The organism is Achromobacter mucicolens, from assembly GCF_902859725.1.
GTDB classification, from domain to species: domain Bacteria; phylum Pseudomonadota; class Gammaproteobacteria; order Burkholderiales; family Burkholderiaceae_B; genus Achromobacter; species Achromobacter mucicolens.
The window spans coordinates 251,895-277,808 of record NZ_CADIJP010000003.1 but is presented as its reverse complement, the minus strand read 5'-3'; the positions used below and the strand labels follow the sequence as shown (position 1 = coordinate 277,808).

Below are 25,914 nucleotides of genomic sequence, written 5' to 3'. Positions count from 1 at the left end.
CCACTCGGCCACTACAGCACGTTTTGCTGCACTGCAATACGGGGAACTACGGGTGAAAAAGGCGGATTGGCGCTATCGGCCCACCTGCACATGCTCCACGCGGTTGCGCCCATTGTTCTTGGCCAGGTACAGCGCCTGATCCACGCCCTTGATGAAATCGGCCGCCGTCACCGGGCCGGCCGGCGACACCGTGCCCGCGCCGGCGCTGACCGTGACGCGCCTGCCGTGCGGGGACAGCGCGTGGACGATGGCCTTTTTTTGAAGCTGGCGCTGGCAGCGTTCGGCGACCTTGCGGGCGACCTCGGCGTCGGCCTCGGGCAGCAGCACCACGAATTCCTCTCCGCCGTAGCGCGCAACCAGGTCGCGCGGCCCGTCCAGCGCCAGGCTCAGCGTCTCGGCGATTTCGATCAGGCACTTGTCGCCCTGCGTGTGGCCATACAGGTCGTTGTACTGCTTGAAGAAATCGACGTCGAAGAGCAGTACCGACAGGGGCTGACCCTCGCTGCGCGCCCGCTCCCATTCCAGATCGAAACTGCTGTCGAAGCGCCGCCGGTTGGCGATGTTGGTCAAGCCATCCTTGAATGACAGCACTTCCAGCTCTTTCTGCAGGCTGAGCAGCTTTTCCTCGGTTTTCTTGCGTTCGGTGATGTCGAACATGAAGCCGATCAAGGCCTCGGGCTCTCCGCTTTCCGTGCGCACGACGTGAACCACGTCGCGGATCCAGACGTATCCGTTGTCGCGAGTCAGCGCCCGGTAGTCGGCCTCATGGTCGATGCCGGCCTGGGATTGCGAGACGCAGAAGTTCACCACGTACTCCCGATCCTCGGGGTGCATGCGCATGGCCCAGTCCTCGACGCTGACCCAGCTGTCGGCGCGCCAGCCCAGCAATGCTTCGATCTGGGGGCCGATGTAGGCGAACTTCATGGTGGCCCAATCGATCTTCCAGGGAATAGCCTTGGTCGATTCCAGCAAAGTCCTGTACACCGCGTTGTCATTGAGAAGCGTGCTGTCGTCGGCCATGCTCGATCCTTCGTGGATTCCGATGAACGGGCACTGTAGCCCGAAGCATGTGGTGGCGGGAATGGGGGGACGCGATCCGGGGAATGTCGACATTCGACCCGCGCCCGCCGTGATCGCGGGGTTAGCCGCCCGTCGACTCGCGTTCGACGATCTGGAAACCCACGTCGATGATGCGCTCCTGCATGCTCTCGCCGCGGCAGCGCGCCATCAGGATGCGCGCGGCCTGCGCGCCGATGTTCGCGCCGTCGACCTGCACGGTGGTCAGCGACGGCGCCAGGTGCGCGGCGAAGTCGGCGCCGCCGAACCCGCAGACCGCCAGGTCCTGCGGCACGCGCAGGCCGCGCACGCGCGCTTCGGTCAGCACGCCTTCGGCAAGCGCGTCGGCGCTACAGAAAATGGCCTGCAGGCCGGGCGCCTTGTCGAACAGTTCGGCGGCGGCGCGCCGGCCGGAAGCCACATTGCTGGGCGCCGGCACCACGGCCGTGGGCACGTCGTGGCCCAAGGTTTCCAGAAAGCCCGCGCGGCGCACGGCGGCGCGCTGGTCGTCGCCGGTTGCCAGCCCCACGTTGCGCCATCCCTTGGACAGGAAGAATTCGGCCACGGCGTTACCCACCCGCCGGTGCGAAAAACCCACCAGCATGTCGAGGGGGTGCCCGGTCAGGTCCCAGGTCTCGACGACGGGGATGCCGATTTCGCGCAGGCGGTGCGCGGCCGGTATGTCGCTCAGCAGGCCGGCGACGACGACGCCGTCGACCCGGCGTCCCGCCATGGCATTGAGCAGGGCTTCCTCGCGGCCACGGTCATAGCCCATCTGCCCCAGGATGAGCTGGTAGCCGTCGCGGTCGAGCTCGGCGGTCAAGGCTTCGATGGTGGGCAGGAACTGCGGCACCGAGATGATCGGAACCAGCGCCGCGACGGTGTGGCTGCGCCGCGACTTCAGGCCGCCGGCCAGCAAGTTCGGGATGTAGCCCGTTTCCGTGACGGCCTGCTGGACTTTTGCGATGGTGGCCTCGGAGACGCGCCCCGGGTTGCCGAGCGCGCGCGAGGCGGTGATGAGCGACACGCCAGCGGCTCGGGCGACGTCATGCAGGGTGATGGACTTGGGCTTCATGGGATGGAAGGATAGTACGGGTATGTACGGATCGCAGCGCGGCTTGCCGTGAATTTTGGACAACGTTATCATGACCGCCAGCTGCCACGTTCTCATCGCCGCCGCCAGCAAGGCTCCGCATCCCGGCGCTTTTTATTGGGCCACGAATGACAACGTTGTCCATTGGATTGGACATCCCAGCGCCTGCTGCCTGCAATGCCCATTCAAGACACCTGGAGACTTCCATGACCGCCCCAATCCCCGCCGACCGCATCGCCTGGATGCGCATCTCGTCCTGCTATCTGCCGCTGGCTACCCCGATCAGCGACGCGAAAGTGCTGACCGGCCGGCAAAAGCCGATGACCGAGGTCGCCATGCTGTTCGTCGAAGTGCAGACCGAAAACGGCGACGAAGGCATCGGGCTCAGCTACTCCAAGCGCGCCGGCGGCCCGGGCCAGTTTGCCCATGCCAAGGAGATCGCGCCCGTCCTGATCGGCGAAGACCCCAGCGATATCGGCCGGCTCTGGACCAAGCTGTGCTGGGCCGGCGCGTCCGTGGGCCGCAGCGGCCTGTCCACGCAGGCCATCGCCGCCTTCGACGTGGCGCTTTACGACCTGAAGGCCCGCCGCGCCAAGCTGCCGCTTGCCAAGCTGCTGGGCGCCTATCGCGACTCGGTCGCTTGCTACAACACGTCGGGCGGATTTCTGCACACGCCGCTTGAACAACTGCTTGTGAACGCCAGCGCGTCGCGCGAGCGCGGCATTGGCGGCATCAAGCTGAAGGTCGGCCAGCCCGACCGACAGCTCGATATCCGCCGCGTCCAAGCCGTGCGCAAGCACCTGGGCGACGACGTGCCGCTGATGGTCGATGCCAACCAGCAATGGGACCGCCCGACGGCCCAGCGCATGTGCCGCATCTTTGAACAATTCAACCTGGTGTGGATCGAAGAGCCGCTGGACGCCTACGACCACGAAGGCCACGCCGCGCTGGCCGCGCAGTTCGATACGCCGATCGCCACCGGCGAAATGCTGACCAGCGCGGCCGAGCACAGCGAGCTGATCCGCCACCGCGCCGCCGACTACGTGCAGCCTGACGCCCCGCGCGTGGGCGGCATCACGCCGTTCCTGAAGATTCTTTCGCAGGCCGAGCAGGCCGGCGCGATGCTGGCGCCGCACTTCGCGATGGAGCTGCACGTGCACCTGGCCGCCATCTATCCGACCGAACCGTGGGTCGAGCACTTCGACTGGCTGGAGCCGCTGTTCAACGAGCGGCTGGAGATCCGGGACGGCCGCATGCTGGTGCCCAACCGCCCGGGCCTGGGCATCTCGCTCAGCGATCAGGCGCGCGCCTGGACGCGTGAGCGTGTCGAGGTCGGCAAGCGGATCTGATCCATTTCCTGTTCCCGCCGCGGGCCTTGCGGCGGGATGCATGCAACACCACCGGCGCGACAGACGCCATCCCAGAGGAGACCCGCATGAAAAAATGGTTCACCACGCTCGCACTCGGCCTGGCCGTCACGGCGTCGGCCCAGGCGCAGAACTGGCCGGCCAAGCCCGTCACGATGATCGTGCCGTTCCCGCCGGGCGGTTCGACCGACCTCATCGCCCGCACGGTGGCGCCCAAGCTGCAGGAAAAGTTTGGCGCCACCTTCGTGATCGAGAACAAGCCCGGCGCGGGCGGCACGCTGGGCGCCGGACAGGCCAAGCGTGCCGCGCCCGACGGGTACACGATCCTGGTGTCGTCGCTTGGACCCTTCGTGATCGGTCCGCATCTGGTCAAGGACCCCGGCTACGACGCGCTCAAGGACTTTGAATACATCACGGTGGCCGTGCAGGCGCCCAACGTGCTGGTGGTCAACGCCAACTCGCAGTTCCGCGACCTGAAGGGCGTGCTGGCGTACCTGAAGGCCAACCCGGGCCGCATGACGTTCGCCTCGGCGGGCAACGGCACCTCTGACCACCTGACCGCCGAACTGTTCTGGCAGGAGACCGGCACGCAGGCCACGCACGTACCGTACAAGGGCGGCGCGCCCGCCATCGTGGACCTGCTGGGCGGCCAGGTCGACGCCAGCTTCAGCAACATCAACACCAGCCTCACGCACATCCAGTCTGGCAAGCTGCGCGCCCTGGCAGTCACGAGCGCGAAGCGTTCGCCCCTGCTGCCGGACGTGCCCACCATGGAAGAGTTGGGCCTGAAGGGCGTGACCGTGACGTCGTGGCAGGCGTTTGCCGGTCCCAAGAACATGCCCGCCGACGTTCGCGACAAGCTGCGCGGCGGCATCGTCGAGGCGCTGAACGACCCTTCGGTCAAACCACGTCTGCTGGAACTGGGCTTTGAGGTCGTCGGCAATACGCCGGCGGAATTCACCAAGTTCCAGGCCGACGAGTTTGCCCGGTGGAAGAAGGTGATCGAAGTGGGCAAGATCACGGCGAATTGATCCGGCCCGGGGGCGGGGGGGAGGAGGCGGTCCCCGAGAGGGTGGTCCGCACCGTGCTCAGGCCTGATCGCTCCCGTCCCGCTTCCAGCCCGATATAACCTGAAAAGTATCGGCCTTTGGCCCCGCTCTTCTAAGGCGGGGCTTTTTATTTATGCCTTGAAGGTATCAATTCGGATTTTCAAAGTATTGGACGCGCAAAGTCGCCGGCTCTTATAAACGCCGTGTGACCACCTCTTCTACACCGCCGTCCATGCCCGCAGCCTTCATCGAACGCATCGAAACCTCTCTCGTAGACCTTCCCACCATCCGCCCGCACAAACTGTCGGTGGCCACGATGTATGGCCAGACGCTGATGCTGGTGAAGGTGTTCTGCAGCGACGGCGTGGTGGGGATCGGCGAAGGCACCACCATCGCCGGCATGGCGTACGGCCCGGAAAGCCCCGAAGCCATGAAGCTGTCGATCGACGCGTACTTCGCGCCCGCCATGATCGGCCAGGACGCCACGCGCATTCAGGCGCTGATGGCGCACCTGGGCAAGCTCGTCAAGGTCAATCACTTTGCCAAGAGCGCGCTGGAGACCGCGCTGCTGGATGCGCAGGGCAAGCGCCTGGGCGTGCCGGTCAGCGAACTGCTGGGCGGCCGCCGCCGGGACCGGCTGCCCGTGGCCTGGACGCTGGCGTCCGGCGACACCACGCGCGACATTGCGGAAGCCGAGCAGATGCTGCAAGAGCGCCGTCACCGCATCTTCAAGCTGAAAATCGGCGCGCGCGATCCGAAGACGGATATCGAGCACGTGGCCGCGATAAAGCGCGCGCTGGGCGACCGCGGTTCGGTGCGGGTAGACGTGAACATGGCATGGAGCGAAACGCAGGCGGCCTGGGCGATTCCGGCATTGGCCGAGGCGGGCTGTGAGCTGGTGGAGCAGCCGGTGGCCAGCGCCGCGGCGCTGGCGCGGCTGGTGCGCCGGTTCCCGGTGGCGCTGATGGCCGACGAGGTCTTGCAAGGCCCGGACACCGCGTTCGAGATCGCGCGTCAGCACGGCGCCGATGTCTTCGCCATCAAGATCGAGCAGAACGGCGGCCTTTTCGCGGCGCAGCGCGTGGCGGCGATTGCCGACGCGGCGGGCATCGAACTCTATGGCGGCACGATGCTGGAAGGCGCGGTCAGCACGGTGGCGTCGGCCCAGCTGTTTGCGAGCTTTGCCCAACTGCAATGGGGCACGGAGCTCTTTGGCCCCTTGCTGATCACCGAGGAAATCCTGACGCAGCCGCTGGACTACAGCGACTTCGAGCTGACCGTGCCCACCGGCCCGGGTCTGGGCATCACACTGGACGACGACCGCGTCAAGCGCTTCACGCGCGATGGACTGGTCAAGGTCACGGACAAGAAACACTGAACGCACCAAACAAACAGATAACCCACTGGAGACAGACATGAGCCTCGACGTATTCAACACGAAGGAAGTGCAGGACCTGCTGAAGGCCGCGACCAATCTGGATGGCAGCGAAGGCAACCCCCGCTTCAAGCAGATTCTGAACCGCCTGTTGAGCGACCTTTTCAAGGCCATCGACGATCTGGACATCACGCCCGATGAAGTGTGGGCGGGTGTCAATTACCTGAATCAGCTTGGCCGCGATGGCGAGGCCGCGCTGCTGGCCGCCGGACTGGGCCTGGAGAAGTACCTGGACGTGCGCATGGACCACGAGGACAAGCTGGCCGGCCTGGACGGCGGCACGCCGCGCACCATCGAAGGCCCGCTCTACGTGGCCGGCGCGCCGGTGCGCGATGGCGTGTCGCGCATCGATGCCGATCCGGATGCCAACGCCGGTCCGCTGGTGATCCGCGGCATCGTGCGCGATACCCGCGGCGAGCCGCTGGCCAATGCGGTCGTCGAGTGCTGGCATGCCAATTCCAACGGCTTTTACTCGCACTTCGACCCGACGGGCGCGCAGACCGACTTCAACCTGCGCGGCGCGGTGCGTACTGGCCCGGACGGCAAGTATGAGTTCCGCACCCTGATGCCGGTCGGCTATGGCTGTCCGCCCCAGGGCGCCACCCAGCAGCTGCTGGACGCGCTGGGCCGCCACGGCAACCGCCCGGCGCACGTGCACCTTTTTGTCAGCGCGGATCAGCACCGCAAGCTGACGACGCAATTCAATATCGAGGGCGACCCCCTCATCTGGGACGATTTCGCTTACGCCACCCGCGAAGCGTTGATCCCGCCGGTGACCGACAAGACCGGCGGCGCCGAACTGGGCCTGAAGGCAGACGCGTACAAGGAAATCGTCTTTGACGTCGTGCTCACGGGCCTTGTGCAAGGCAAGGACAACCAGATCGTCAATCGCCTGCGCGCGTCCGCCCAGGCCTGATCCCGGCAGGCATCGCCGTGACGCGATGCCGCCACCACCCCATACCCCATACCGATAACGGGCTCCGCGCGAGCCCGGGGAGACTCTCATGGCCTCAACCCTCTCCATTCCGAGCCTGATCGATCAGGAACGGATGGGCGCCTTTCAATGGCGCGTCCTTGCCCTGTGCTTTCTGATCGCGCTGTTCGATGGCTTTGACACGCAGGCAATGGCGTTCACCGGGCCGGCGATCCTGGCGGCATTCAAGCTGCAGCCCGGCGAACTGGCGCCGATCCTGACGGCGGGCATCGTCGGCATGACGGTGGGCGCCATGACGCTGGGCCTGGTGGGCGACCGGATCGGCCGACGGCCCGCGGCGCTTATTGGCGTGGCGGTGTTCGGGCTGGCGACGCTTGCGACGGCGGGCGCCACGCAAACGTGGCACATCCTTACGCTTCGGTTCATCGCGGGGTTGGGCATGGGCGGCTGCACGCCGATCGTGCTGGCGCTGGCGGCGGAATACGCGCCGGCGCGCCATCGTGGTTCGGTGATCACCGGCGTGCTGCTCGGCCTGCCTGCGGGCGCCATGCTTGGCGGCCTGCTGGCCGCGCGCATGTTGCCGGTGATCGGTTGGGAGGGCATCTTCATCGTGGGCGGCGTGGCGCCGCTGCTGCTGCTTGGGGCGCTGGCCGTGCTGCTGCCCGAGTCGCTGCAATTCAAGGCCATGCGCGGCGACGCGGCGGGCCAGGGATATGTCGCCCGCGTCCTGGCAAAGATCTCGCGCCAGCCGCTGCCGGCCGGCACGCGCTTCACGGTGCCGGAAGACGCGACGATCCGCGCCAGCGTCAAGGCGCTCTTTGCCGACGGCTATGCCCGCAAGACGCTGGCGATCTGGTCGGTGTACCTGCTGAATTGGGTGGCGTGGTTCATGCTGCTGTCGTGGCTGCCCACGGTGCTCAAGGCGGCGGGCTTGCCGGCCGACCAGGCGCCGATGGGCACGTTCACGGTGAACCTCGTGTTTATCGTGTGCGCCTTTCCGCTGTCCTACCTGATGCCGCGCGTGTCGACGCGGTCGCTGCTGATCGCGATGTTCGCGCTGGGCATTGCGGTGGCGTTGGGGCTGGGCTACGCGGGCACGGACTGGACGCTGGTGTTCATCCTGATTGGCGCGGCCGGCCTGGGCATCGGCGGCCAGCAGTTGGCGCTGAACTATCTGGTCATCGGCGCGTATCCGACTGCGCTGCGCGCCACCGCGACGGGCTGGTCCATCGGCATCGGCCGCGCCGGCGCCATCATCGGCTCGGCCATCGGCGGCACGTTCCTTGGCTGGTTCGGACCGTCGGGCTTTTTCATGGTGCTGGCCATTCCGCTGGCGGGCGCGCTGCTTGCCGTGCTGGCCGTGGACAACCGGTCGTCGCAGCCCGCGCCGGGCGAGCTGTCGCGTGCGCATTGAGGGGGAGTCCGCATGAATCGATTTGAAAATCAGATCGCGCTGGTCACGGGCGCCGCCCAGGGGGTGGGACGCGCCACCGCCAAGCGGCTGGCGGCCGAAGGCGCCACCGTCGTCCTGGTCGATCGCGCCGCTGAACTGGGCGAGATCGTGGCCCGCGAGATCCGCGACGCGGGCGGGCAGGCGTCGTTCATCGACGCCGACCTGGAAACCCATGCGGGCGCGCAGCGAATGGTGCAGTACACGCTGGACTCACACGGCAGGATCGACGTGTCGGTGCACAACGTGGGCGGCACGATCTGGATGAAGCCCTTCTGGGAGTACACGCCCGACGAGATGCAGCGGGAGGTGAACCGGTCGCTGTGGCCCACGCTGTGGTCGTGCCGCGAGGTGATCCCGGTGATGCGCAAACAGGGCCGGGGCGCCATCGTGAACGTGGGCTCAAACGCCACCCGCGGTATTTACCGCGTGCCGTATTCCGCGTCCAAGGGCGGCGTGCACGCCGCCACCGTCTGCATGGCGCTGGAACTGGCTGAATCCGGCGTGCGCGTGAACGGCGTGGCGCCGGGCGCCCTGGACAACGGCGTGCGCGCCATCCCGCGCAACACCGAAGCGCCTTCGGAGCAGGATCGCATCTGGCAGCAGGAAATGTATACGGATTGTCTGGCCGGAACGCCCATGCACCGCATGGGCAGCATGGAAGAGGTTGCCGCCGCAATCTGCTTTCTGGCGGCGCCCGAGGCGTCCTACATCACAGGTCAGGTGATGTACGTGGCGGGCGGACACGTGGGGTGAGGACGCCGGTAAGGCGGCGTCATGCCGCCTGAATGAGCCGTTCCAGGCTGGCGTCGCCCAAGCGGCTGAAAGAGGCCGTCAGCCGGCCCGAACCCCCGCGCGCCGGCGAGGGCGGCTGCGCCGCCTGCGTCAGGCGGCGCACCGCCTTCAGCACTTCTTCCGGGTTGGCCGGCTTGCGCATCAGGACCGCGCGTTCGCCACAGGCTTCCAGCATTTCATGTTCCGGGCGGCCGCTCAGGACCAGCACGGGCGTTTCGTGCAGGTAGGCGTTTTCCCGCATGGCGGTCAAGAGGGCGCCGCCGTCCATGCCGGGCATGGACAGATCGGTGATGACGAGGTCGGGGCGCAGCGCAATCATCTGCTGCAGCGCGGTGAGTCCGTCGGTATGCGTCGTTACGTCATAGCCTTCGCTGCTCAGGAACTCGCTCATCAGGGCGACCAACGTGGGTTGGTCGTCCACCAAAAGGATTTTCTTCATGATTGTCAGTGCCGCGGACGGCTGGGAATTCGGTTGTCTGCGCCATCGGCTGGCCGCGCGGTCACGCGGGCAGGACCGGGCCATGCCGGGCTAGGCGGCAGCCGCGAGTAGGGGGCAGTGCGTGCAGGCGAAATCCTAGGGCATGCCCGGGCGGATAGGGTGTCGTAGTTGTATCCATACGCAACCATCGCGCCGCAGGTACCTGTATAGTTCCACAGTTCGAAGGATTTCTATGGTTTTTTTAATCCGCATAATCCTTCGGACCCTCGCATTGCGCAATTCGCGCGCCTTTCAAGATTTGGTAAATCGACTTCATGCTGAAATCGCCGCAGCCCGCCAGCCGCCTTGCCTTTCCTCGCACTCTGATGGCCGGATTCGTATTGGCGGCGGTGGCCACACTGGTCATCGCCTTCGTCAACGTCCGGTCCGCGGACACCCGGGCGCGGGCCGTCCAGGCCATGGACCGCGCCACCGAGTCGCTGCGCCAGCTCAGCCTGTTCAATTCCGCCTTGAAAGACGCCGAGATCGGCCAGCGGGGATATCTGCTGACGGGCGACCCGGCTTATCTGGAACCCTACGTGCGTTCCGTGCCGCTGATCGAGCAGCGGTTGTCGGTCGTGAAGGAGACCGCGAATGACAATACCGCGCAGCGCCGGATCGCCAATGACATCGCCGGCATCACGCAGCAAAAGCTGAGCGAACTGAACAACACCATCGAAATGCGCAAGGCGGGCGACGCCGAGGGCGCGATGGCGGTGGTGCGGACCGATTCGGGCAAGGACGCCATGGACCGGCTGCGCGATCTGGTCGGCGAGCTTTACGCCCTGCAGATGGATCAGATCCAGCGCGAGCGCAATGCGTGGAACCAGGCCTCGACGACGTCGACCTACTACTCGTGGAGCGGCGCGCTGGTGCTGCTGGCCCTGATCCTGGCCTCGGCCGGCATGACCATCCGCGAATACCGCATCAAGGCGCGGCAGGCGTGGGTGACGACGGGCCTGTCCGGTCTCAGCATGCGGCTGCGGGGCGACCTGCGCCTGGATGAAATCGGCAGGCGGGCGCTGGATTACCTGGCCGAGTACCTGCATGCCAGCGTCGGCGCGGGGTATGTCGTCAACGGTGACGACCTGGAGCTTTTTGGCGGCTATGCGCTGCCGCCCGAGCGGCTGCCGCAGAAAATCCCGCTGGCGCAGGGCCTGGCCGGTCAGTCGGCCACGTCGCGCAAGCTGCTGCACGTGCGCAACGTCCCTGCCGGCCATCTGGAAGTGTCGTCGGCCACGGGGCGCTCGACGCCGACCGAACTGGTGGTGGCGCCGGCCATGCAGTATGAGCGCGTGTACGCCGTGATCGAGCTGGGCTTCAATCATTCGGTCAGCGAGAGCGAGCGCAGCCTGCTCGAAGGCGCATCGGAAATGCTGGCGTCGGCGATCCGGGCGGGCATGGACCGTTCGCGTCTGGAAGCGCTGCTGGCCGAGACGCAGCGCCAGTCCGAAGAGTTGCAGACCCAGCAGGAAGAGCTGCGCGTCAGCAACGAGGAGCTGGAGCAGCAAAGCCGCATCCTGCAGGAATCGCAGGCGCGCATGGAATTGCAGCAGACCGAGCTTGAGCAGACCAACCTCAACCTGGAATCCCAGACCGAGCAGCTCCTGCGCGTGCAAAGCGCGCTGACGGACAAGGCGCGCCTTCTGACGCAGGCCAGCCAGTACAAGAGCGAGTTTCTGGCCAACATGAGCCACGAGCTGCGCACGCCGCTGAATTCGACGCTGATCCTGGCCAAGCTGCTGTCCGACAACAAGACGGGCAACCTGTCGGCCGACCAGGTGAAGTACGCCCAGACCATTCACGCGGCGGGACGCGACCTGCTGGCGCTCATCAACGACATTCTGGATCTGGCCAAGATCGAAGCCGGGCAGGCGACGGTGGAGGTCGAAGATGTGGCGGTTGCCCCGGCCCTCCAGCGCCTCTTGGAACCGTTGCAGCCGCTGGCCCACGAGAAGGGGCTGACGCTGGAGCTGGATATCGCGCGCGACGTGCCCGACACCCTGCGCACGGATCCGCAGCGCCTGGGGCAGGTGCTGAAAAACCTGCTGTCCAACGCCATCAAGTTCACCGACAAGGGGTTCGTGGCGCTGCGCGTGGCGCGGGCTCCGGGACGGATGGTGTCCTTTGCGGTGCACGATACCGGCATCGGCGTGCCCGCCGAACAGCACGAACTGATTTTCGAGGCATTCCGCCAGGCCGACGGCAGCACGCACCGCAAGCACGGCGGCACCGGGTTGGGCCTGTCGATTTCGCGCGACCTGGCCAAGCTGCTGGGCGGCACGCTGTCGCTGACCAGCACCCCCGGGCAGGGCAGCGTGTTCACGCTGCTGCTGCCGATGAACCTGCTGGTCATTTCGCCCGAGCCGGCGGCCAAGGATCGGACCGCTGCGCCCGCGATGCCCGCGATCCCGGCGCAACCGGCCCCGGCCACGTACGCCGTTCCCGCCACCTCTCAGGCCGATCCGCAAGCGCCGGCTGAGCCCGCCGAACCGGAACCCGCGCAAACGTACGCCCGCACCATCCTCGTCATCGAGGACGACGAGCGGTTTGCGGGCATCCTGGCCGATCTGGCGCACGAGATGGGCTTTGGCTGCCTGACCGCGCACACCGCGACGGATGGGCTGGCGCTGGCGTCCCAGCGGCGGCCCGACGCGATCGTGCTGGACGTGAACCTGCCCGACTTTTCCGGCCTGGGCGTGCTGGATCAGCTCAAGCGTAATCCAGCCACCCGGCACATCCCGGTGCACATCGTGTCGGTGGCGGACTACGCGCAGGAAGCGCTGGTTCGCGGCGCGGTGGGCTACGCGCTCAAGCCGGTCAAGCGCGAGGAACTGGTCCACGCGCTGCACCGGCTGGAAGCCAAGTTCACGCAGAACGTGCGGCGCGTGCTGGTCGTCGAGGACGATGACCGCCAACGCGACAGCGTGCGCGAACTGCTGGCGCGCGACGACGTCGAGATCGTGCTGGCCGCCAATGCCGGCGATGCGCTGACGCTGCTGCGCGACACCACCTACGACTGCGTGGTGATGGACCTGAACCTGCCCGACATGAGCGGTTACGAACTCCTGCGTGAAATGGCCGAGCAGGACAGCGTGTCGTTCCCGCCGGTGATCGTGTATACCGGCCGCGCGCTGTCGCGCGACGAAGAACAGCAGCTGCGCCGCTTCTCCAAGTCGATCATCATCAAGGACGCGCGCTCGCCCGAGCGCCTGCTGGACGAGGTGACCCTGTTCCTGCACCAGGTGGAAGCCGAACTGCCGCCGCAGCAGCGCCAGATGCTGGAGCTGGCGCGCAGCCGCGACACTACGCTGGAAGGGCGCACCGTGCTGGTGGTGGAAGACGACGTGCGCAACGTCTTCGCGCTGTCCAGCATCCTGGAGCCGACCGGCCTGCACGTGGAGATCGCGCGCAACGGACGCGAGGCGCTGGATGCGCTGGGCCGCGCCGGCGTGAACGGCCACCGCGCGGTCGACCTGGTGCTGATGGACATCATGATGCCGGAGATGGACGGCTACACGGCCATGCGCGAGATCCGCGCGCGGCCCGAGTGGCGCCGGCTGCCCATCATCGCCCTGACGGCCAAGGCCATGAAGGACGATCAGGAGAAATGCCTGGCCGCGGGCGCCAACGACTATATTTCCAAGCCGCTGGACGTCGAGCGCCTCTTGTCGCTGGTGCGCGTCTGGATGCGCAAGTAGGCCGGACCGGATCAGGACACAGCGATCACGCCCATGCCGACACAGAACAAGGCGCACATCGAAGACATCGAGCAGCGGCTGCTGCTCGATGCCATCTATCACCGGTATCACTACGACTTTCGCGAGTATGCGCAGGCCTCGCTGAAACGCCGCCTGCGCACCGCGCTGGGCGAGTTCGATTGCAGGACGCTGTCGCAACTGCAGGACCGCGTGCTGCACGATCCGTCCGTCTTCACGGGCCTTCTGCAATACCTGACGGTGCAGGTCAGCGACATGTTCCGCGACCCCAGCTATTTCCTGGCGCTGCGCAGCGAGGTCGTGCCGATCCTTCGCACCTATCCGTCGATCAAGGTGTGGGTGGCCGGGTGCAGCACCGGCGAAGAGGTTTATTCGCTGGCCATCCTGCTGCACGAGGAAGGACTGCTGGACCGGTCGCTGATCTACGCGACCGACATCAATCCGCACGCGCTGCGCGCGGCCGAGCAGGGCGTCTTCGACCTGGACCGCGCGGCGGCCTTCACTGCCAACCACGCGCAGTCCGGCGGGCGCAGCTCGCTGTCTGACTACTACACGGCGCGCTATGGCCGCGTGGTGTTCGACAAGGCGCTGCGCGAACACATGGTGTTCTCCGACCACAGCCTGTCCACGGACAGCGTGTTCGCCGAAGTGCACCTGGTGTCGTGCCGCAACGTGCTCATCTACTTCGAGCGCGACCTGCAGAACCGGGCGCTGGGACTGTTTCACGATGCGCTGGTGCATCGCGGATTCCTGGGACTGGGGTCCCGGGAATCGGTGCGGTTCTCTGCGCAGGCCGACGGCTTTGACGACTTCGTGCTGGCGGATCGCATCTACCGCAAGAAGGCCGAACTGTGACCGCGCGCGCACCGGACCCTCGTGCCGATGCGCAGGCCGCAGCCTCCTGGGATGCGATCGTCATCGGCGGATCCTCGGGCGCCATCGACGCCTTGAATGTCTTGCTGCCGGCGCTTCCGGCCGGCCTGCGCGCGGGCGTGGTCGTGGTGCTGCACTTGCCGTGCGACCGGCGCAGCCTGCTGCCGGAAATTTTTGGCTACCGCTGCGCGTTGACCGTGCTGGAAGCCCAGGACCAGCAGCCGATACAGCCCGGGAATGTGTATTTCGCGCCACCTGGCTACCACCTGCTGGTGGATCGGGGGCCGCGCCTGGCGCTGTCGATCGACCCGCCGGTGAATTTTTCGCGCCCGTCCATTGACGTGCTTTTCCAATCAGCGGCCGATTGTTATGGCGATCGGCTGCTGGGCGTGCTGCTGTCGGGCGCCAACGAGGACGGCGCCGAAGGCCTGGCCGCCATCCAGGCTGCCGGCGGCCGCACGCTGGTGCAGTCGCCCGAGTCGGCCCCCGTGCGCACCATGCCGGACGCCGCGCTGGCGCTGGTTCCGGCGGCGCGGGCCCTGACGCCCGACGAGATAGCCGCCGTTTTCGCGCAGTTGCCCACGAGGCGGCTGCCCTGAAACCCAACCGCATTGACACCATGATCCCGACATCAGCCCCTTCCCACGACGACCGCATCAAATGCCTGCTGGTCGACGACATTCCGGAGAATCTGATTGCGCTCGAGGCGCTGCTTGCCAGCGACCGTGTCGAGGTGCTGAAGGCCCAATCCGGCCCGCAGGCGCTGGAGCTGCTGCTGCGCCACGGCGACGTCGCGCTGGCGTTGCTGGACGTGCAGATGCCCGACATGAACGGCTTTGAGCTGGCCGAACTGATCCGGGGCAGCGAGCGCACACGCCACATTCCGCTGATCTTCATCACCGCCGGCTCGCGCGAGCAGAACTGGCAGTTCCGCGGCTACGAGAGCGGCGCGGTGGACTTCCTGTACAAGCCGGTGGACCCGTACATGCTGCGCAGCAAGGCGAACGTGTTCTTCGAGTTGCACGAGCGCAAGCGCGCGCTGGCGCAGCAGCTGGAAGAACGCACCGAGGCGCTGCGGGTGAACGAAATGTTCATGGCGGTCCTGAGCCACGACCTGCGTACGCCGCTGCAGGCCATCATCATGGGCGCCACGGTGCTGCAGCGCCGCGGCGACGACGAGCGCGTGGCCAGCCTGGCGCGGCGCATGCTGCAAAGCAGCGAGCGCATGTCGTGCCTGATCGAAGACCTGCTCGATGTAACGCGCATCCGCCAGGCGGGCGGCCTTGCGCTGTCGCCGGAAGCCCTGCGCATGGATGCGCTGGTCGAGCGCACGCTGGACGAGGTGCGCACGGGCTTTCCCGAACGCCACGTGGAGTCGCTTAGCCGCGGCGACGCGGCGGGTTCATGGGACGGCGCGCGCATCTCCCAGGTCATCGCCAACCTGGTCGGCAACGCCTTGCATCATGGCAGCAAGACCGCGCCGGTTCGCGTCGAGGTCAATGGCGAGGCCCCGTGCGAGGTGGTCGTGACGGTGTCCAATGGCGGCACTATTCCGCCCGAGCTGCTCCCGAACCTGTTCAACCCGTTCCGCAGCGGCGCGCGCCGCCCCGGCGGTCATCACGGCCTGGGCCTGGGCTTGTTCATTGCGCAACAGATCGTGACCTCGCATGGCGGGTGCATCAACGTGGACTCGCGCGACGACGTGACGAGTTTCCGGGTGGCCCTGCCGCGTCATGCCGAGCCGGCTGGTGCGCCGGTGATTGGCCAGCACGTCGGCAACGCGACGCCGGCCTGATTGCCGGGGCGGGTTTCCGGCCCGATAGCCGGGTTGATCGCCGGCCAGATCGCTGGCCGGACCGTCCCTTGATTAGCTGTCCCGCCGCGCGGCCGCCAGGTCGTCCGGCGTATCCACATCCGCGCACACGCCCGCGTCCTCGACCGCGAGTTCGGTCACGCCATGACGCGCCAGCACGGCACGCGCGCCCACATCGCCCGACAGCGCCGCCAGCGCCGGCCAGATCGACCGCTGAAAGGCGACCGGATGGCCGCGCTGTCCGCGCCAGACCGGCGCCACGATCGGATGCAGCCGCGCCGCCTGCGCGACCCGCAGGCAGGTGTCCGGGCGGATCCACGGCATGTCGCCCAGCGCGACGAGGCAGGCGTGGATGTCGGCGCCAGCGGTCTGCATGACGTGGCGCGCGGCGGCAGCCAGGCTGTCGCCCATGCCGTCGGCGCGCGGATCGATCGTCACGACCTCGCATCCGGCCTGCGCCAGTAGCGCGGCGACGCGGTCGTTATCCGCGCGGGTGATCGCCACGACGCGCGTCGTGGCCGCGCGCAGCGACGCCGCGGCGGCGGCCACCACGGGCAGGCCGTCCGTAAGGGGCGCAAGCAGCTTGTCCTGGCCCGCGGCGGCGCTGGCATAACGCCGGCCGCGCCCGGCAGCAAGCAGGATGCCCACGCAGCGCGAGGGCACGGCGTTGTCCGGATTGGTTTCGAGATCGAACATTTTCTTGTCAGGTTGGCGTGGCGGCCGGGCGATTGTCGTCGCTATCATCGATTGTTGAAGACGATCTTATCGGGAATTCCAGGATGCCATGCACGCGGCCGTGCGCATTGTCACGCCCGCGGCTCGCGGTCAGGCACACCGCTTGCTGGGAACCCGCCCTGGATGTCCGGGCTTCGGCCCGCCGGACGCTTACAGGAGTTCCAACCTTGGAAAATCCCACTGATATCAATATTTCGCGGCGCAACCTGCTCAAGGCGGGCGCCGCGTCCGCCACCGTATTCGGAACGCCTGCCATGTCCGCTGCCCAGAACACCGCGCCGCCGCAAATCCTGAAGGCCACCGTCACGCTGACCGTGAACGGCAACACCCACGAATTGGCGTTGGACCTGCGCACCAGCCTGTTGGACGCGCTGCGCGAGCACCTGCACATGACTGGCACCAAGAAGGGCTGCGATCACGGGCAATGCGGCGCCTGTACGGTGCTGCTGGACGGCAAGCGCATCAATTCCTGTCTGACGCTGGCCGTCATGCACGATGGCCAGCAGATCACCACCATCGAGGGGCTGGGCACGCCGGGCGCGCTGCATCCGCTGCAGGCCGCGTTCGTCAAGCATGACGGTTACCAGTGCGGCTACTGTACGCCGGGGCAGATCTGCTCGGCGGTGGGCATGCTGGACGAGGCCGCGCGCGGCATGCCCAGCCACGTGACCGGATCGCTGAACGAACGCCCGCTGCTGTCGCCCGAGGAAATCCGCGAACGCATGAGCGGCAACATCTGCCGCTGCGGCGCCTACGCCAACATCCTGGATGCCATCGAAGACGTCGCGGAGGGCAAGGCATGAGAGCCTTCACGTACGAGCGTCCCCGGACCGACGCCGAAGCGGCCGCCAGCGCCGCGCGCGAGCCGCGCGCCCGGTTCATCGCCGGCGGCACCAATCTGCTGGACCTGATGAAGATCGAGGTGGAAACGCCGTCGCATCTGATCGATGTCAACGGCCTGGACCTGGACCGGATCGAAACGGCCGGCGACGGCGGTCTGCGCATTGGCGCGATGGTGCGCAATGCGGACCTGGCGGCCCACGAGACCGTGCGCCGCGATTACGAGGTGTTGGCGCGCGCGCTGCTGGCGGGCGCCTCGGCACAGATCCGCAATCGCGCCACGACCGCCGGCAATCTGCTGCAACGCACGCGCTGCCCCTATTTCTACGACACCAATCAACCCTGCAACAAGCGCGTGCCCGGCAGCGGCTGTTCCGCAATCGGCGGCGTGACGCGGCAACTGGCCGTGATCGGAGGCAGCCAGGCCTGCATCGCCACGCATCCCAGCGATATGGCGGTGGCGATGCGCGTTCTGGACGCGAAGGTCGAGACGGTGCGCCCGGATGCGACGCGGCGGGTCATTCCCATTGCCGACTTCTACCGGCTTCCCGGCGACACGCCGCACATCGAGACCCATCTGGACGCGGGCGAACTGATCACCGCGGTGGTGCTGCCCAAGCCCCTGGGCGGCAAGCACTTCTACCGCAAGGTGCGCGACCGCGCGTCGTATGCGTTTGCGCTGGTGTCGGTGGCCGCCGTGGTGCAGGACGATGGCGCCGGGCGCGTGGCGCTGGGCGGGGTGGCGCCTCAGCCGTGGCGCGATGCGTCGGCGGAAGCGCAGCTGCCGGATGGCGCGGCGCGCCTGACCGATGCGCTGCTGGCCGGCGCTGCGCCCACGCCAGACAACGCCTTCAAGCTGACCCTGGCGCGGCGCGCGCTTGGCGCCGTCTTGACGCAAGCGAGGACGTAAGGCCATGAAATTCGAGACTCCCGCGACACAGAATCCCATCGACCAGCTCAAGATCGTGGGCCAGCCCGTCGATCGCATCGACGGTCCGCTCAAGACGAGCGGCCAGGCCCCGTATGCCTACGAGCATCACGACATCGCGCCGAACGCGGCTGTCGGCTACGTGGTGGGCGCCGCAATCGCCAAGGGCGCCATCACCGCTATGGACACCGATCTTGCGCGCCGCGCGCCGGGTGTCCTGGCCATCGTGACCGCGCAGAATGCCGGCAAGCTGGGCAAGGGCAAGATGAACACGGCCACGCTGCTGGGCGGCCCGGAAATCCAGCACTATCACCAGGCCATTGCGGTGGTGGTGGCCAACACGTTCGAGGAGGCGCGCGCGGCCGCCAAGCTCATTCGCGTGCAGTATGCGCGGGCCCCCGGCGAATACGACCTGGCGGCACTGCGGGACAACGGCGCCGCCGGCAAGCATATTCCCAAGACGGACACGGGCGACTTCGACGCCGCTTTTGCACAAGCGCCTGTCAAGATCGACACCACCTACACCACGCCCGACCAGTCGCACGCCATGATGGAGCCGCACGCGTCGCTTGCCGTCTGGAAGGGCGACAAGCTTACGCTGTGGACGTCCAACCAGATGATCGCGTGGGGGCGGTCGGACGTGGCGCGCACGCTGGGTATCCCCAAGGAAAACGTGCGCCTGATGTCGCCCTACATCGGCGGCGGCTTCGGCGGCAAGCTTTTCGTGCGCGCGGACGCCTTGCTGGCCGCGCTGGCCGCGCGCGAGGCGGGCAGGCCGGTCAAGGTGGCGTTGCCGCGTCCGCTGATCATCAACAACACCACGCACCGGCCCGCCACGATCCAGCGCATCCGGCTGGGCGCGGGGCGAGACGGCAAGCTGACGGCGATTTCGCACGAAAGCTGGTCCGGCGACCTGCCGGACGGCCAGCCCGAAGAGGCCGTGCAGCAGACCAAGCTGCTCTATGCCGGCGCCAACCAGCGCACCGCGCTGAATCTGATGGCGCTGGACCTTCCCGAAGGCAACGCGATGCGCGCGCCCGGCGAGGCGCCCGGCCTGATGGCGCTGGAGATCGCCATCGACGAGATGGCAGAGGCGCTGGACATGGATCCCGTGCAGTTCCGCGTGGTAAACGACACCCAGGTCGATCCCACCGATCCGTCGCGGCCGTTCTCGCGCCGGCGTTTTGTCGAATGCCTGCAGACGGGGGCCCGCCACTTCGGCTGGGACAAGCGTGATCCCAAACCCGGTGCGCGGCGGGAAGGGCAGTGGCTGATCGGGCTGGGCGTGGCCAGCGCCTTTCGCAACAACCTGGTGACCAAGTCGGCCGCGCGCGTGCGGCTGGACGCGACGGGCCGCGTGATCGTCGAGACCGACATGACCGACATCGGCACGGGCAGCTACACCATCATTGCGCAGACGGCGGCTGAAATGCTGGGCGTGCCGCTGTCGCGCGTGGTCGTGCGCCTGGGCGATTCGTCCTTTCCCGTCTCGGCGGGCTCGGGCGGCCAATGGGGCGCGAACAGTTCCACGGCGGGCGTCTACGCGGCGTGCGAGAAGTTGCGCGCGCAGGTTGTTGAACGCCTGGGATTCGATGCCGCGGGCGCGGTGTTCGCGGACGGCACCGTCACCGACGCCAGCGGACGCTCGGCGCCGCTGGTGCGCGCGGCGTCGGGCGGCGATCTCGTCGCGGAAGACGCGATCGAATTCGGCGACCTGGACAAGAAGTTCCAGCAGTCCACCTTCGGCGCGCACTTCGTGGAAGTGGCCGTTGACGCCGCCACTGGCGAGACCCGCGTGCGGCGCATGCTGGCCGTCTGCGCCGCGGGCCGCATCCTCAATCCCAAGACCGCGCGCAGCCAGGTCATCGGCGCCATGACCATGGGCGTGGGCGCGGCGTTGATGGAGGAGCTGGCCGTCGACCATCGCCTGGGTTATTTCGTCAACCACGACCTGGCAAGCTACGAGGTTCCCGTTCATGCCGACATTCCGCGTCAGGAGGTCATCTTCCTGGACGAGGACGATCCGGTGTCGTCGCCGATGAAGGCCAAGGGCGTCGGCGAGCTGGGCCTGTGCGGCGTGGCGGCAGCCATCGCCAATGCGGTGTACAACGCGACCGGCGTGCGCGTGCGGGACTATCCGGTAACGCTGGACAAGTTGCTGGACGGGATGCCCGTCGACGCGTGATGGCGTGCCGCCATGCGCTATGCTGGCGCGATGACGAAACACGACTATCAGGACGCGCTGCGCCGCGCGCTGGACGCGCACACGGCAGCCGCGTTGCACACGCTGGCCGGCATGTTCGCGCGGTTGCCCGAGAAGGCGCGCGAGATCCAGTTCGGCATCTTTCCCGACCAGGGCGGCGAAGGGACCTTTTCGGTGGTGATCGGTCTGGAAGGGCCGGATCTGTATGTGCTTAACAAAGCCATTGAGGGCTACCGCGATCTCTTTGACGTGGTGCACGGCGAAGCGGGACTGGAGCCGCCGGTGCCCATGTTTTCCACCGAGCCGGCGTTCTGCGTGCAGGACGCGATTGCCGACGTGGCGGCCGATTGGGTCGAAACGCTATGGGAACAAGCAGGCCGCGCCGTGTCGCCCTTGCCGGCGATGGTCTATGCCCACGACGATTACGGCACGGATCTGCCGCGGGCATTGAGCCGGGCATAACGGCGAAGTTACTTTCGGACAAGGCGGGGGGCTGGGCAGCGTCGGCGGGCTCCAAGCGAAACATTCGAAACAACCCATTACGGCTGAATTGCTTGGAATGCGCTTTGTTGGCGCGGTTCTGCGTCACGTTGCTTGCCACCAACTGTTTCAGCGGCCAAACCGGATGTTGCGAACCGTTCCCAAGCCGGTAGGATGCGCGCACATTGCCGTCTTACCGACCCAAGGATCGATCCCATGTCCCTGCCGCGCCCGCGCCTTGCCCTGTCTGCCCTGACGCTTGCCCTGACCCTGTCGGGCTGCGTCACGATTCCGTCGTCCAACGGCGAGGGCACGGCGGACGATCCGCGATACGGCAAGCTGGTCGACCTGATCGGCGAGGCGATGAAGGCGAACATGGCCGTGGTGCTGGTGGCGGATCTGATGCCGCACGCCTCGCTGAAGGACGCCATGCAGATGACGACCTGGACCGGCAACACCGTCTGGATGTTTGAACCGGACCCGCGCATCACCTTCGGCCGCAAGTTCCAGAACAACTCGCTGCAGCGGGACAAGGACACGACCTACCTGTTCAAGGCCTTTGAAGTCCACATCCTGCCGCCGGGCAAGTACCTGCTGACGGGTGGAGACGATTACAAGCTCAATGCCACGCTGAATCAGATCGGCGCGCGCCCCGGCGCTGAAGGGTCAGGCCGGGGCGCCAACGGCACCGCGTACCTGTCGCCCGAGCTGTACCGTGAGTTCTACAAGGAAACGAACTGGCACGAAGGCACCACCGGCTCGCGGACCAGCACGCAGAAAGTCTGCACGGCCGTGCATCGCGGGACGGGCGCCTGCGTGGCCTGGGGCGAGCAGCAGGTCACCGAAACCACACCTGGATCGCGCGCCGGTTACTACGAAGACACCGCGTCGCGCGAAATCCCGGCCATCAAGGTGCAATCGCGCGTGCTGCCCAAGTTGGCGCTGGCCAGCTTCACGCTCAAGGGCGGGGATCTGGTGCTGAGCCAGCGCATGCACATGAAGACGCCCAGCTACAAGTTCAAGCAGTCCGCCTGCCGCGCGGTGGATCCGAAGATGATCGAGTGCCCGTTGGAAGACTTCACGGTCTACACGTGGCCGGCGCCGATGGATTTTGCGCAGAAGTATTTCGCGCGGCTTACGAACCTGACCGACGCGCAGCGCGAATTGCTGTCCAAGCTCAAGCCGATGCAGATCACGCCCTTGGGCAAGCAGGGCATGCAGGATCCGGTGTGGGGCGTGCCCCTGTCGATCGGCAAGGGCAAGTAGGGCAGCGGATTGCGACCAATGGTGGATGGTCGTAGTCATTCCGGCTACTTGAGCAGCTAAAAAACTGCGCATAGATTGACCGAATCCGCTTCGTCTTCGCGCGAGTCGGTCGAATGGATGGTCCGTAGCCCAGTTCCTTCAGTGGTGCGTTTGCTCTGATTTCTTCAGGGAGCACATTCTTGGACGTCCACCCCGCCTTCCACACGCGTGCGCGCTCGCGCACCCGTGCTTCCCCCTTGGCCATGCGCACAAAGGCAGCTCCGCCCTTCGGCGGCACGCCGCCTGCCGTTTGCAGTGGTTCCTCTGACCCTGATCTATGGAGCGTGCCCCGCCACATCGACACCGAATGCGCATTAGCTTGAAAAACATCGTCGTGCTTGTTGGAAGTCCCCGAAGTGAACTTCGTCAGACCCATCCATTGGAGCGATAACAATGAAGCTAACTCGCCGCAAACTGAACGCAGGGGGTTTTGCCCTGCTAGCTGCAGGATCGCTGGGACCGGCGTTCCGGGCCTCGGCAGCCGCCTCCGAAGGGCTGGTGGCAAACCTGCCGGAAGCCGACGACCGTTTCGTCCTGGCCACCGAAGCCTACATCTACGCCTACCCGCTGGTGACCATGGAGATGACCCGGCGGGTGATCACCAACGTTGCTGAACCGAAGGGTACGCGCGCGCCGATGGGCCAGCTCATCAAGCTGCGCCAGTACCCGGACGCCAAGTTCCGCGACGTGACGGCGCCGAACGCCGACACCTTGTACACCACGGCTTTTATCGATGTGGGCGACCAGCCCTGGGTCATCAGCCTGCCCGACATGAACGGCCGCTACGCGCTGTTTCCGCTGCTGGACGGTTGGACGACCGTATTCGAGGCGCCCGGCAAGCGCACGACGGGTACTGGCGCCCAGACATTCATCGTGACGGGGCCGGGCTGGGAAGGGGCCGTTCCGCAGGGCATGAAGCAATACAAGTCGCCCACGAGCATCGTCTGGCTGCTGGGCCGCATCTATTGCACGGGCACGCCGGAGGACTATGCAGAAGTGCACAAGCTGCAGGACCAGGTGAAGATCGCGCCGCTGAGCGGCTGGGGCAAGGCGTGGACAGCGCCGCAGGGCAAGGTGGATCCGGCCATCGACATGAAGACACCGGTGCGCGATCAAGTCAACAGCATGGATGCCAGCGAGTACTTTGCGTTGTTCGCGCAGTTGCTCAAGCGCAATCCGCCGACCGCGGCGGACGCGCCCATGGTGGAAAAAATGGCCACCATCGGCATCGTGCCTGGGCAGGATTTCGACAAGTCCAAGTTGCCCGCCGATTTTGCCAGGCGGGTGCCCGAAACGGGATTCGCGCGGATCATGGCGCATTTCCGGTCCACCGATGGCGACATCCAGCATATCGACGGGTGGGGCTTTACGACCAAGACGGGGATCTATGGCACCAACTACCTGCAACGGGCCTTGGTCACCGCCATCGGGCTGGGCGCGAACCGGCCGCAGGACGCCATCTACCCGACCTCGCTCCGGTCGGCCAATGGGGCGATCCTGCGCGAATACAACGGGTCCGAAAAGTACGTGCTGACGTTCAAGAAGGGCCTGACACCGCCCGTGTCGGGATTCTGGTCATTGACCATGTATGACCAGAACTACTTCTTCGTCGATAACCCGCTGAATCGCTACTCCATCAGCGAACGCCAGTCGCTCAAGCAAAAACCCGACGGGTCGATCGATCTGTTGATCCAGAACGAATCGCCGGGCCCCGAGCTGGAATCGAACTGGCTGCCGGCGCCCAAGGGCCGATTCATCCTGATGATGCGCCTGTATTGGCCCAACGAAAGCGACCCGTCGATCATCAACGGGTCGTGGACGGTGCCGCCGGTGCGGCGGGTGAGCTGACGCGGTCACGGCGTCGCAACGCGCGCCGCGCTTGGCCGGGGCGCGGCGCCTTCCATTGAACATGCCTTCGGGCCTCTGGGATCTCGCGATGAAAAAGCACATCACTGTCTGCCTGACATGCGCGGCGTTCCCGCTAGGGGCCGCCGTCGCGGCCGAAACACCAGTGGCGTCCGCCCCGGCCGCCGCGGTTTCCGACGAATGGCAATTCTCGGTCTCGCCGTATCTGTGGGCGCCGGCGCTGTCGGGCACCGTCACACATCGCCGCCTGCCGACGGTGGACATCAATGCAAGCTTCGACAAGATCCTCGACAACCTGGATTTTGCCGCCATGCTGATGGGCGATGCGCGCAAGGGCCGATACAGCATTTTTGGCGATCTGCTGTACGTGAAGGTCGGTGCGCAAGGCGACACCCCCAGGGGAATCCTGGCCAGCAGTGTGGACGTGAAGAACGAATCGTTCACCGGCCTGATCGGCGCGGGCTATTCGGTGCTCGACCGGTCGGAGCACAGTCTGGACGTGGTGGGCGGCCTGCGCGTCTGGTCGGTGGATTCGGACGTCACCTTCAAGGGCAGATTCACGGACGGCCGCAAGCACAGCGAAAGCGCCACGTGGGTGGACGCCATGGTGGGCGTGCGAGGCACCTACAACTTTCATCCCAAGGCCTATCTGACGGGCTGGGGCATGATCGGCGCCGGGGGCGCGCAGGCGGACTGGGACCTCGGTCTTGGCGTGGGCTACAGCTTCAACAAATCGGTGTCGGCGACGGTCGGCTACCGGGCGATGGGCGTGGACTACGAGCGCAACGGCTTCAAATACGACGTGGTGCTGCAGGGGCCCATTGCGGGGGTGACCATCCGCTTTTGACGGCTGCGCCGGGCAGCCGTTTGCTCAGCGCAGGTCGGCCACGTTGACGGTGCGGGCGCCGCACGCCTGCACCAGTTCGGGGTCATGGCTGGCGAACAGCACGACGCGCGTCTGCGCCCAGGTTTTGAAGACGTCGGCCAGCACGCCGCGCGCCTGGGTATCCAGCCCGTTGCTGGGGCCGTCGGCCACGACAACCGCCGGGTCGCCCAGCGCGGCGGCCGTCAGGTAGACCTTGCGCCGCGTGCCCGTGGACATCTGCTCGAAACGCTTGTCCAGATGCGGCTCCAACCCCAGCCGATGGGCCAGGTCCAGCACGGCGTCGTCCAGCGCAACGTGCTTGGCTGCCGCCACCTGTTGCAGCAGGCCGCGGCCCGTCTGCTCGGGAAATTCCATGCAGTTGTCCGGCACATAGGCCAGACGGGACTGCGCCGCAAGCGGCGCGTCGCGCAGCGAGTGCCCGTCGATAAGGACGTCGCCGCTGTCGGGCGCCAGCGCGCCGGCAATGATGCCCAGCAGGCTGGATTTTCCGGTGCTGTCTTCTTCGCAGAGCGCCACGCAGCCCGGCGCGAAGGCGTGCGAGAGGCCCTGGAAAACGATATGGTCGCCGTAGCGCTTGCTGAGATTGTCGATGCGTAGCATGCGGCAAGT

22 protein-coding genes are annotated in these 25,914 nt (G+C 66.6%); 17 read left to right on the top strand and 5 right to left on the bottom strand.

The annotated features are described in order from the left end of the window. Window positions 1–72: 72 nt before the first annotated feature. Together HV786_RS04895 and HV786_RS04890 are read right to left on the bottom strand one after the other, a co-directional pair. Window positions 73–1,020 carry a sensor domain-containing diguanylate cyclase gene (locus HV786_RS04895; RefSeq protein WP_128829275.1) on the bottom strand — a complete coding sequence of 316 codons (948 nt, stop codon included), beginning with the start codon at window positions 1,018–1,020 and terminating at the stop codon, window positions 73–75. Window positions 1,021–1,141: 121 nt separating this feature from the next. After that, the gene (locus tag HV786_RS04890; protein ID WP_175210178.1) at window positions 1,142–2,131 is read right to left on the bottom strand and encodes a LacI family DNA-binding transcriptional regulator; all 990 of its coding nucleotides are present in this window, start codon (window positions 2,129–2,131) and stop codon (window positions 1,142–1,144) included. A 224-nt stretch (window positions 2,132–2,355) separates the two neighbouring features. Here HV786_RS04890 and HV786_RS04885 point away from each other — a divergent pair, with 224 nt between their 5' ends. The 6 genes from HV786_RS04885 to HV786_RS04860 all read left to right on the top strand — a co-directional run bounded on the left by HV786_RS04885 (window position 2,356) and on the right by HV786_RS04860 (window position 9,140). Continuing rightward, on the top strand, window positions 2,356–3,498 hold the full coding sequence (locus HV786_RS04885) for an L-talarate/galactarate dehydratase (RefSeq protein ID WP_128829130.1): 1,143 nt from the start codon (window positions 2,356–2,358) through the stop codon (window positions 3,496–3,498). Window positions 3,499–3,584: 86 nt separating this feature from the next. Then, on the top strand, window positions 3,585–4,547 hold the full coding sequence (locus HV786_RS04880) for a Bug family tripartite tricarboxylate transporter substrate binding protein (RefSeq protein WP_128829129.1): 963 nt from the start codon (window positions 3,585–3,587) through the stop codon (window positions 4,545–4,547). Between the two features lie 250 nt (window positions 4,548–4,797). Continuing rightward, window positions 4,798–5,943 (top strand): muconate/chloromuconate family cycloisomerase, encoded by a 1,146-nt coding sequence (locus tag HV786_RS04875; protein ID WP_128829132.1) that lies wholly within the window; start codon window positions 4,798–4,800, stop codon window positions 5,941–5,943. A gap of 37 nt (window positions 5,944–5,980) precedes the next feature. Continuing rightward, window positions 5,981–6,916, top strand: a complete 936-nt coding sequence (gene catA, locus HV786_RS04870; protein ID WP_128829128.1) for a catechol 1,2-dioxygenase — start codon at window positions 5,981–5,983, stop codon at window positions 6,914–6,916. Between the two features lie 88 nt (window positions 6,917–7,004). Next, window positions 7,005–8,348 carry an MFS transporter gene (locus HV786_RS04865; RefSeq protein WP_424915388.1) on the top strand — a complete coding sequence of 448 codons (1,344 nt, stop codon included), beginning with the start codon at window positions 7,005–7,007 and terminating at the stop codon, window positions 8,346–8,348. Between the two features lie 12 nt (window positions 8,349–8,360). Further along, on the top strand, window positions 8,361–9,140 hold the full coding sequence (locus HV786_RS04860; protein WP_128829127.1) for a 1,6-dihydroxycyclohexa-2,4-diene-1-carboxylate dehydrogenase: 780 nt from the start codon (window positions 8,361–8,363) through the stop codon (window positions 9,138–9,140). Window positions 9,141–9,159: 19 nt separating this feature from the next. Here the strand turns inward: HV786_RS04860 and HV786_RS04855 are convergent, their stop codons facing one another. Then, entirely contained in the window at window positions 9,160–9,618 is a 459-nt protein-coding gene (locus tag HV786_RS04855; protein WP_252870269.1) for a response regulator, read from the bottom strand. 314 nt (window positions 9,619–9,932) lie between these two features. Between HV786_RS04855 and HV786_RS04850 the strand changes: the two genes are divergently transcribed. The 4 genes from HV786_RS04850 to HV786_RS04835 are packed head-to-tail and all read left to right on the top strand — an operon-like array spanning window position 9,933 to window position 16,044. Then, window positions 9,933–13,358, top strand: a complete 3,426-nt coding sequence (locus HV786_RS04850) for a response regulator (RefSeq protein WP_128829126.1) — start codon at window positions 9,933–9,935, stop codon at window positions 13,356–13,358. 33 nt (window positions 13,359–13,391) lie between these two features. Further along, entirely contained in the window at window positions 13,392–14,231 is an 840-nt protein-coding gene (locus tag HV786_RS04845; protein WP_128829125.1) for a CheR family methyltransferase, read from the top strand. After that, window positions 14,228–14,848, top strand: coding sequence for a chemotaxis protein CheB (locus HV786_RS04840; protein ID WP_152382468.1), 621 nt, complete (start codon window positions 14,228–14,230; stop codon window positions 14,846–14,848). The genes HV786_RS04845 and HV786_RS04840 overlap by 4 nt, the downstream gene beginning before the upstream one ends. 20 nt (window positions 14,849–14,868) lie before the next feature. Beyond that, window positions 14,869–16,044, top strand: a complete 1,176-nt coding sequence (locus HV786_RS04835; protein WP_128829124.1) for a hybrid sensor histidine kinase/response regulator — start codon at window positions 14,869–14,871, stop codon at window positions 16,042–16,044. A gap of 72 nt (window positions 16,045–16,116) precedes the next feature. Here HV786_RS04835 and HV786_RS04830 read toward each other — a convergent pair whose 3' ends face one another. Further along, the gene (locus tag HV786_RS04830) at window positions 16,117–16,758 is read right to left on the bottom strand and encodes a nucleotidyltransferase family protein (protein ID WP_175210177.1); all 642 of its coding nucleotides are present in this window, start codon (window positions 16,756–16,758) and stop codon (window positions 16,117–16,119) included. A gap of 206 nt (window positions 16,759–16,964) precedes the next feature. Here HV786_RS04830 and paoA point away from each other — a divergent pair, with 206 nt between their 5' ends. From paoA to HV786_RS04795, 7 genes are all read left to right on the top strand, one after another. Next, entirely contained in the window at window positions 16,965–17,600 is a 636-nt protein-coding gene (gene paoA, locus HV786_RS04825) for an aldehyde dehydrogenase iron-sulfur subunit PaoA (protein WP_128830182.1), read from the top strand. After that, window positions 17,597–18,547, top strand: coding sequence for an FAD binding domain-containing protein (locus HV786_RS04820; protein ID WP_175210176.1), 951 nt, complete (start codon window positions 17,597–17,599; stop codon window positions 18,545–18,547). The genes paoA and HV786_RS04820 overlap by 4 nt, the downstream gene beginning before the upstream one ends. Window positions 18,548–18,551: 4 nt before the next feature. Continuing rightward, window positions 18,552–20,750 carry an aldehyde oxidoreductase molybdenum-binding subunit PaoC gene (paoC, locus tag HV786_RS04815; RefSeq protein ID WP_128829203.1) on the top strand — a complete coding sequence of 733 codons (2,199 nt, stop codon included), beginning with the start codon at window positions 18,552–18,554 and terminating at the stop codon, window positions 20,748–20,750. 12 nt (window positions 20,751–20,762) lie between these two features. Next, complete coding sequence (locus tag HV786_RS04810) at window positions 20,763–21,230, top strand: DUF6389 family protein (protein WP_254599441.1); 468 nt, start codon at window positions 20,763–20,765, stop codon at window positions 21,228–21,230. Between the two features lie 234 nt (window positions 21,231–21,464). Then, window positions 21,465–22,514, top strand: coding sequence for a hypothetical protein (locus tag HV786_RS04805; RefSeq protein WP_128829204.1), 1,050 nt, complete (start codon window positions 21,465–21,467; stop codon window positions 22,512–22,514). Window positions 22,515–22,946: 432 nt separating this feature from the next. Beyond that, a complete protein-coding gene (locus HV786_RS04800) occupies window positions 22,947–24,401 on the top strand; it encodes a DUF1254 domain-containing protein (RefSeq protein WP_128829205.1) in 1,455 nt (484 codons plus the stop codon). An 88-nt stretch (window positions 24,402–24,489) separates the two neighbouring features. After that, complete coding sequence (locus HV786_RS04795) at window positions 24,490–25,266, top strand: hypothetical protein (protein WP_128829206.1); 777 nt, start codon at window positions 24,490–24,492, stop codon at window positions 25,264–25,266. A gap of 24 nt (window positions 25,267–25,290) precedes the next feature. Here the strand turns inward: HV786_RS04795 and HV786_RS04790 are convergent, their stop codons facing one another. Continuing rightward, window positions 25,291–25,905: an ABC transporter ATP-binding protein gene (locus tag HV786_RS04790; protein ID WP_128829207.1), complete on the bottom strand. Its 615-nt coding sequence runs from the start codon at window positions 25,903–25,905 to the stop codon at window positions 25,291–25,293. Window positions 25,906–25,914 lie beyond the last annotated feature (9 nt).

Bases quoted from the DNA above. Each gene is read 5' to 3' on its own strand.
- paoC (WP_128829203.1), top strand. From the start codon at position 18,552: ATGAAATTCGAGACTCCCGCGACACAGAATCCCATCGACCAGCTCAAG.
- HV786_RS04810 (WP_254599441.1), top strand. From the start codon at position 20,763: ATGCGCTATGCTGGCGCGATGACGAAACACGACTATCAGGACGCGCTG.
- catA (WP_128829128.1), top strand. From the start codon at position 5,981: ATGAGCCTCGACGTATTCAACACGAAGGAAGTGCAGGACCTGCTGAAG.
- HV786_RS04885 (WP_128829130.1), top strand. From the start codon at position 2,356: ATGACCGCCCCAATCCCCGCCGACCGCATCGCCTGGATGCGCATCTCG.
- HV786_RS04865 (WP_424915388.1), top strand. From the start codon at position 7,005: ATGGCCTCAACCCTCTCCATTCCGAGCCTGATCGATCAGGAACGGATG.
- HV786_RS04875 (WP_128829132.1), top strand. From the start codon at position 4,798: ATGCCCGCAGCCTTCATCGAACGCATCGAAACCTCTCTCGTAGACCTT.
- HV786_RS04830 (WP_175210177.1), bottom strand. From the start codon at position 16,758: ATGTTCGATCTCGAAACCAATCCGGACAACGCCGTGCCCTCGCGCTGC.
- HV786_RS04800 (WP_128829205.1), top strand. From the start codon at position 22,947: ATGAAGCTAACTCGCCGCAAACTGAACGCAGGGGGTTTTGCCCTGCTA.
- HV786_RS04795 (WP_128829206.1), top strand. From the start codon at position 24,490: ATGAAAAAGCACATCACTGTCTGCCTGACATGCGCGGCGTTCCCGCTA.
- HV786_RS04855 (WP_252870269.1), bottom strand. From the start codon at position 9,618: ATGAAGAAAATCCTTTTGGTGGACGACCAACCCACGTTGGTCGCCCTG.
- HV786_RS04805 (WP_128829204.1), top strand. From the start codon at position 21,465: ATGTCCCTGCCGCGCCCGCGCCTTGCCCTGTCTGCCCTGACGCTTGCC.
- HV786_RS04790 (WP_128829207.1), bottom strand. From the start codon at position 25,905: ATGCTACGCATCGACAATCTCAGCAAGCGCTACGGCGACCATATCGTT.
- HV786_RS04860 (WP_128829127.1), top strand. From the start codon at position 8,361: ATGAATCGATTTGAAAATCAGATCGCGCTGGTCACGGGCGCCGCCCAG.
- HV786_RS04880 (WP_128829129.1), top strand. From the start codon at position 3,585: ATGAAAAAATGGTTCACCACGCTCGCACTCGGCCTGGCCGTCACGGCG.
- HV786_RS04890 (WP_175210178.1), bottom strand. From the start codon at position 2,131: ATGAAGCCCAAGTCCATCACCCTGCATGACGTCGCCCGAGCCGCTGGC.
- HV786_RS04820 (WP_175210176.1), top strand. From the start codon at position 17,597: ATGAGAGCCTTCACGTACGAGCGTCCCCGGACCGACGCCGAAGCGGCC.
- HV786_RS04850 (WP_128829126.1), top strand. From the start codon at position 9,933: ATGCTGAAATCGCCGCAGCCCGCCAGCCGCCTTGCCTTTCCTCGCACT.
- HV786_RS04845 (WP_128829125.1), top strand. From the start codon at position 13,392: ATGCCGACACAGAACAAGGCGCACATCGAAGACATCGAGCAGCGGCTG.
- HV786_RS04895 (WP_128829275.1), bottom strand. From the start codon at position 1,020: ATGGCCGACGACAGCACGCTTCTCAATGACAACGCGGTGTACAGGACT.
- HV786_RS04835 (WP_128829124.1), top strand. From the start codon at position 14,869: ATGATCCCGACATCAGCCCCTTCCCACGACGACCGCATCAAATGCCTG.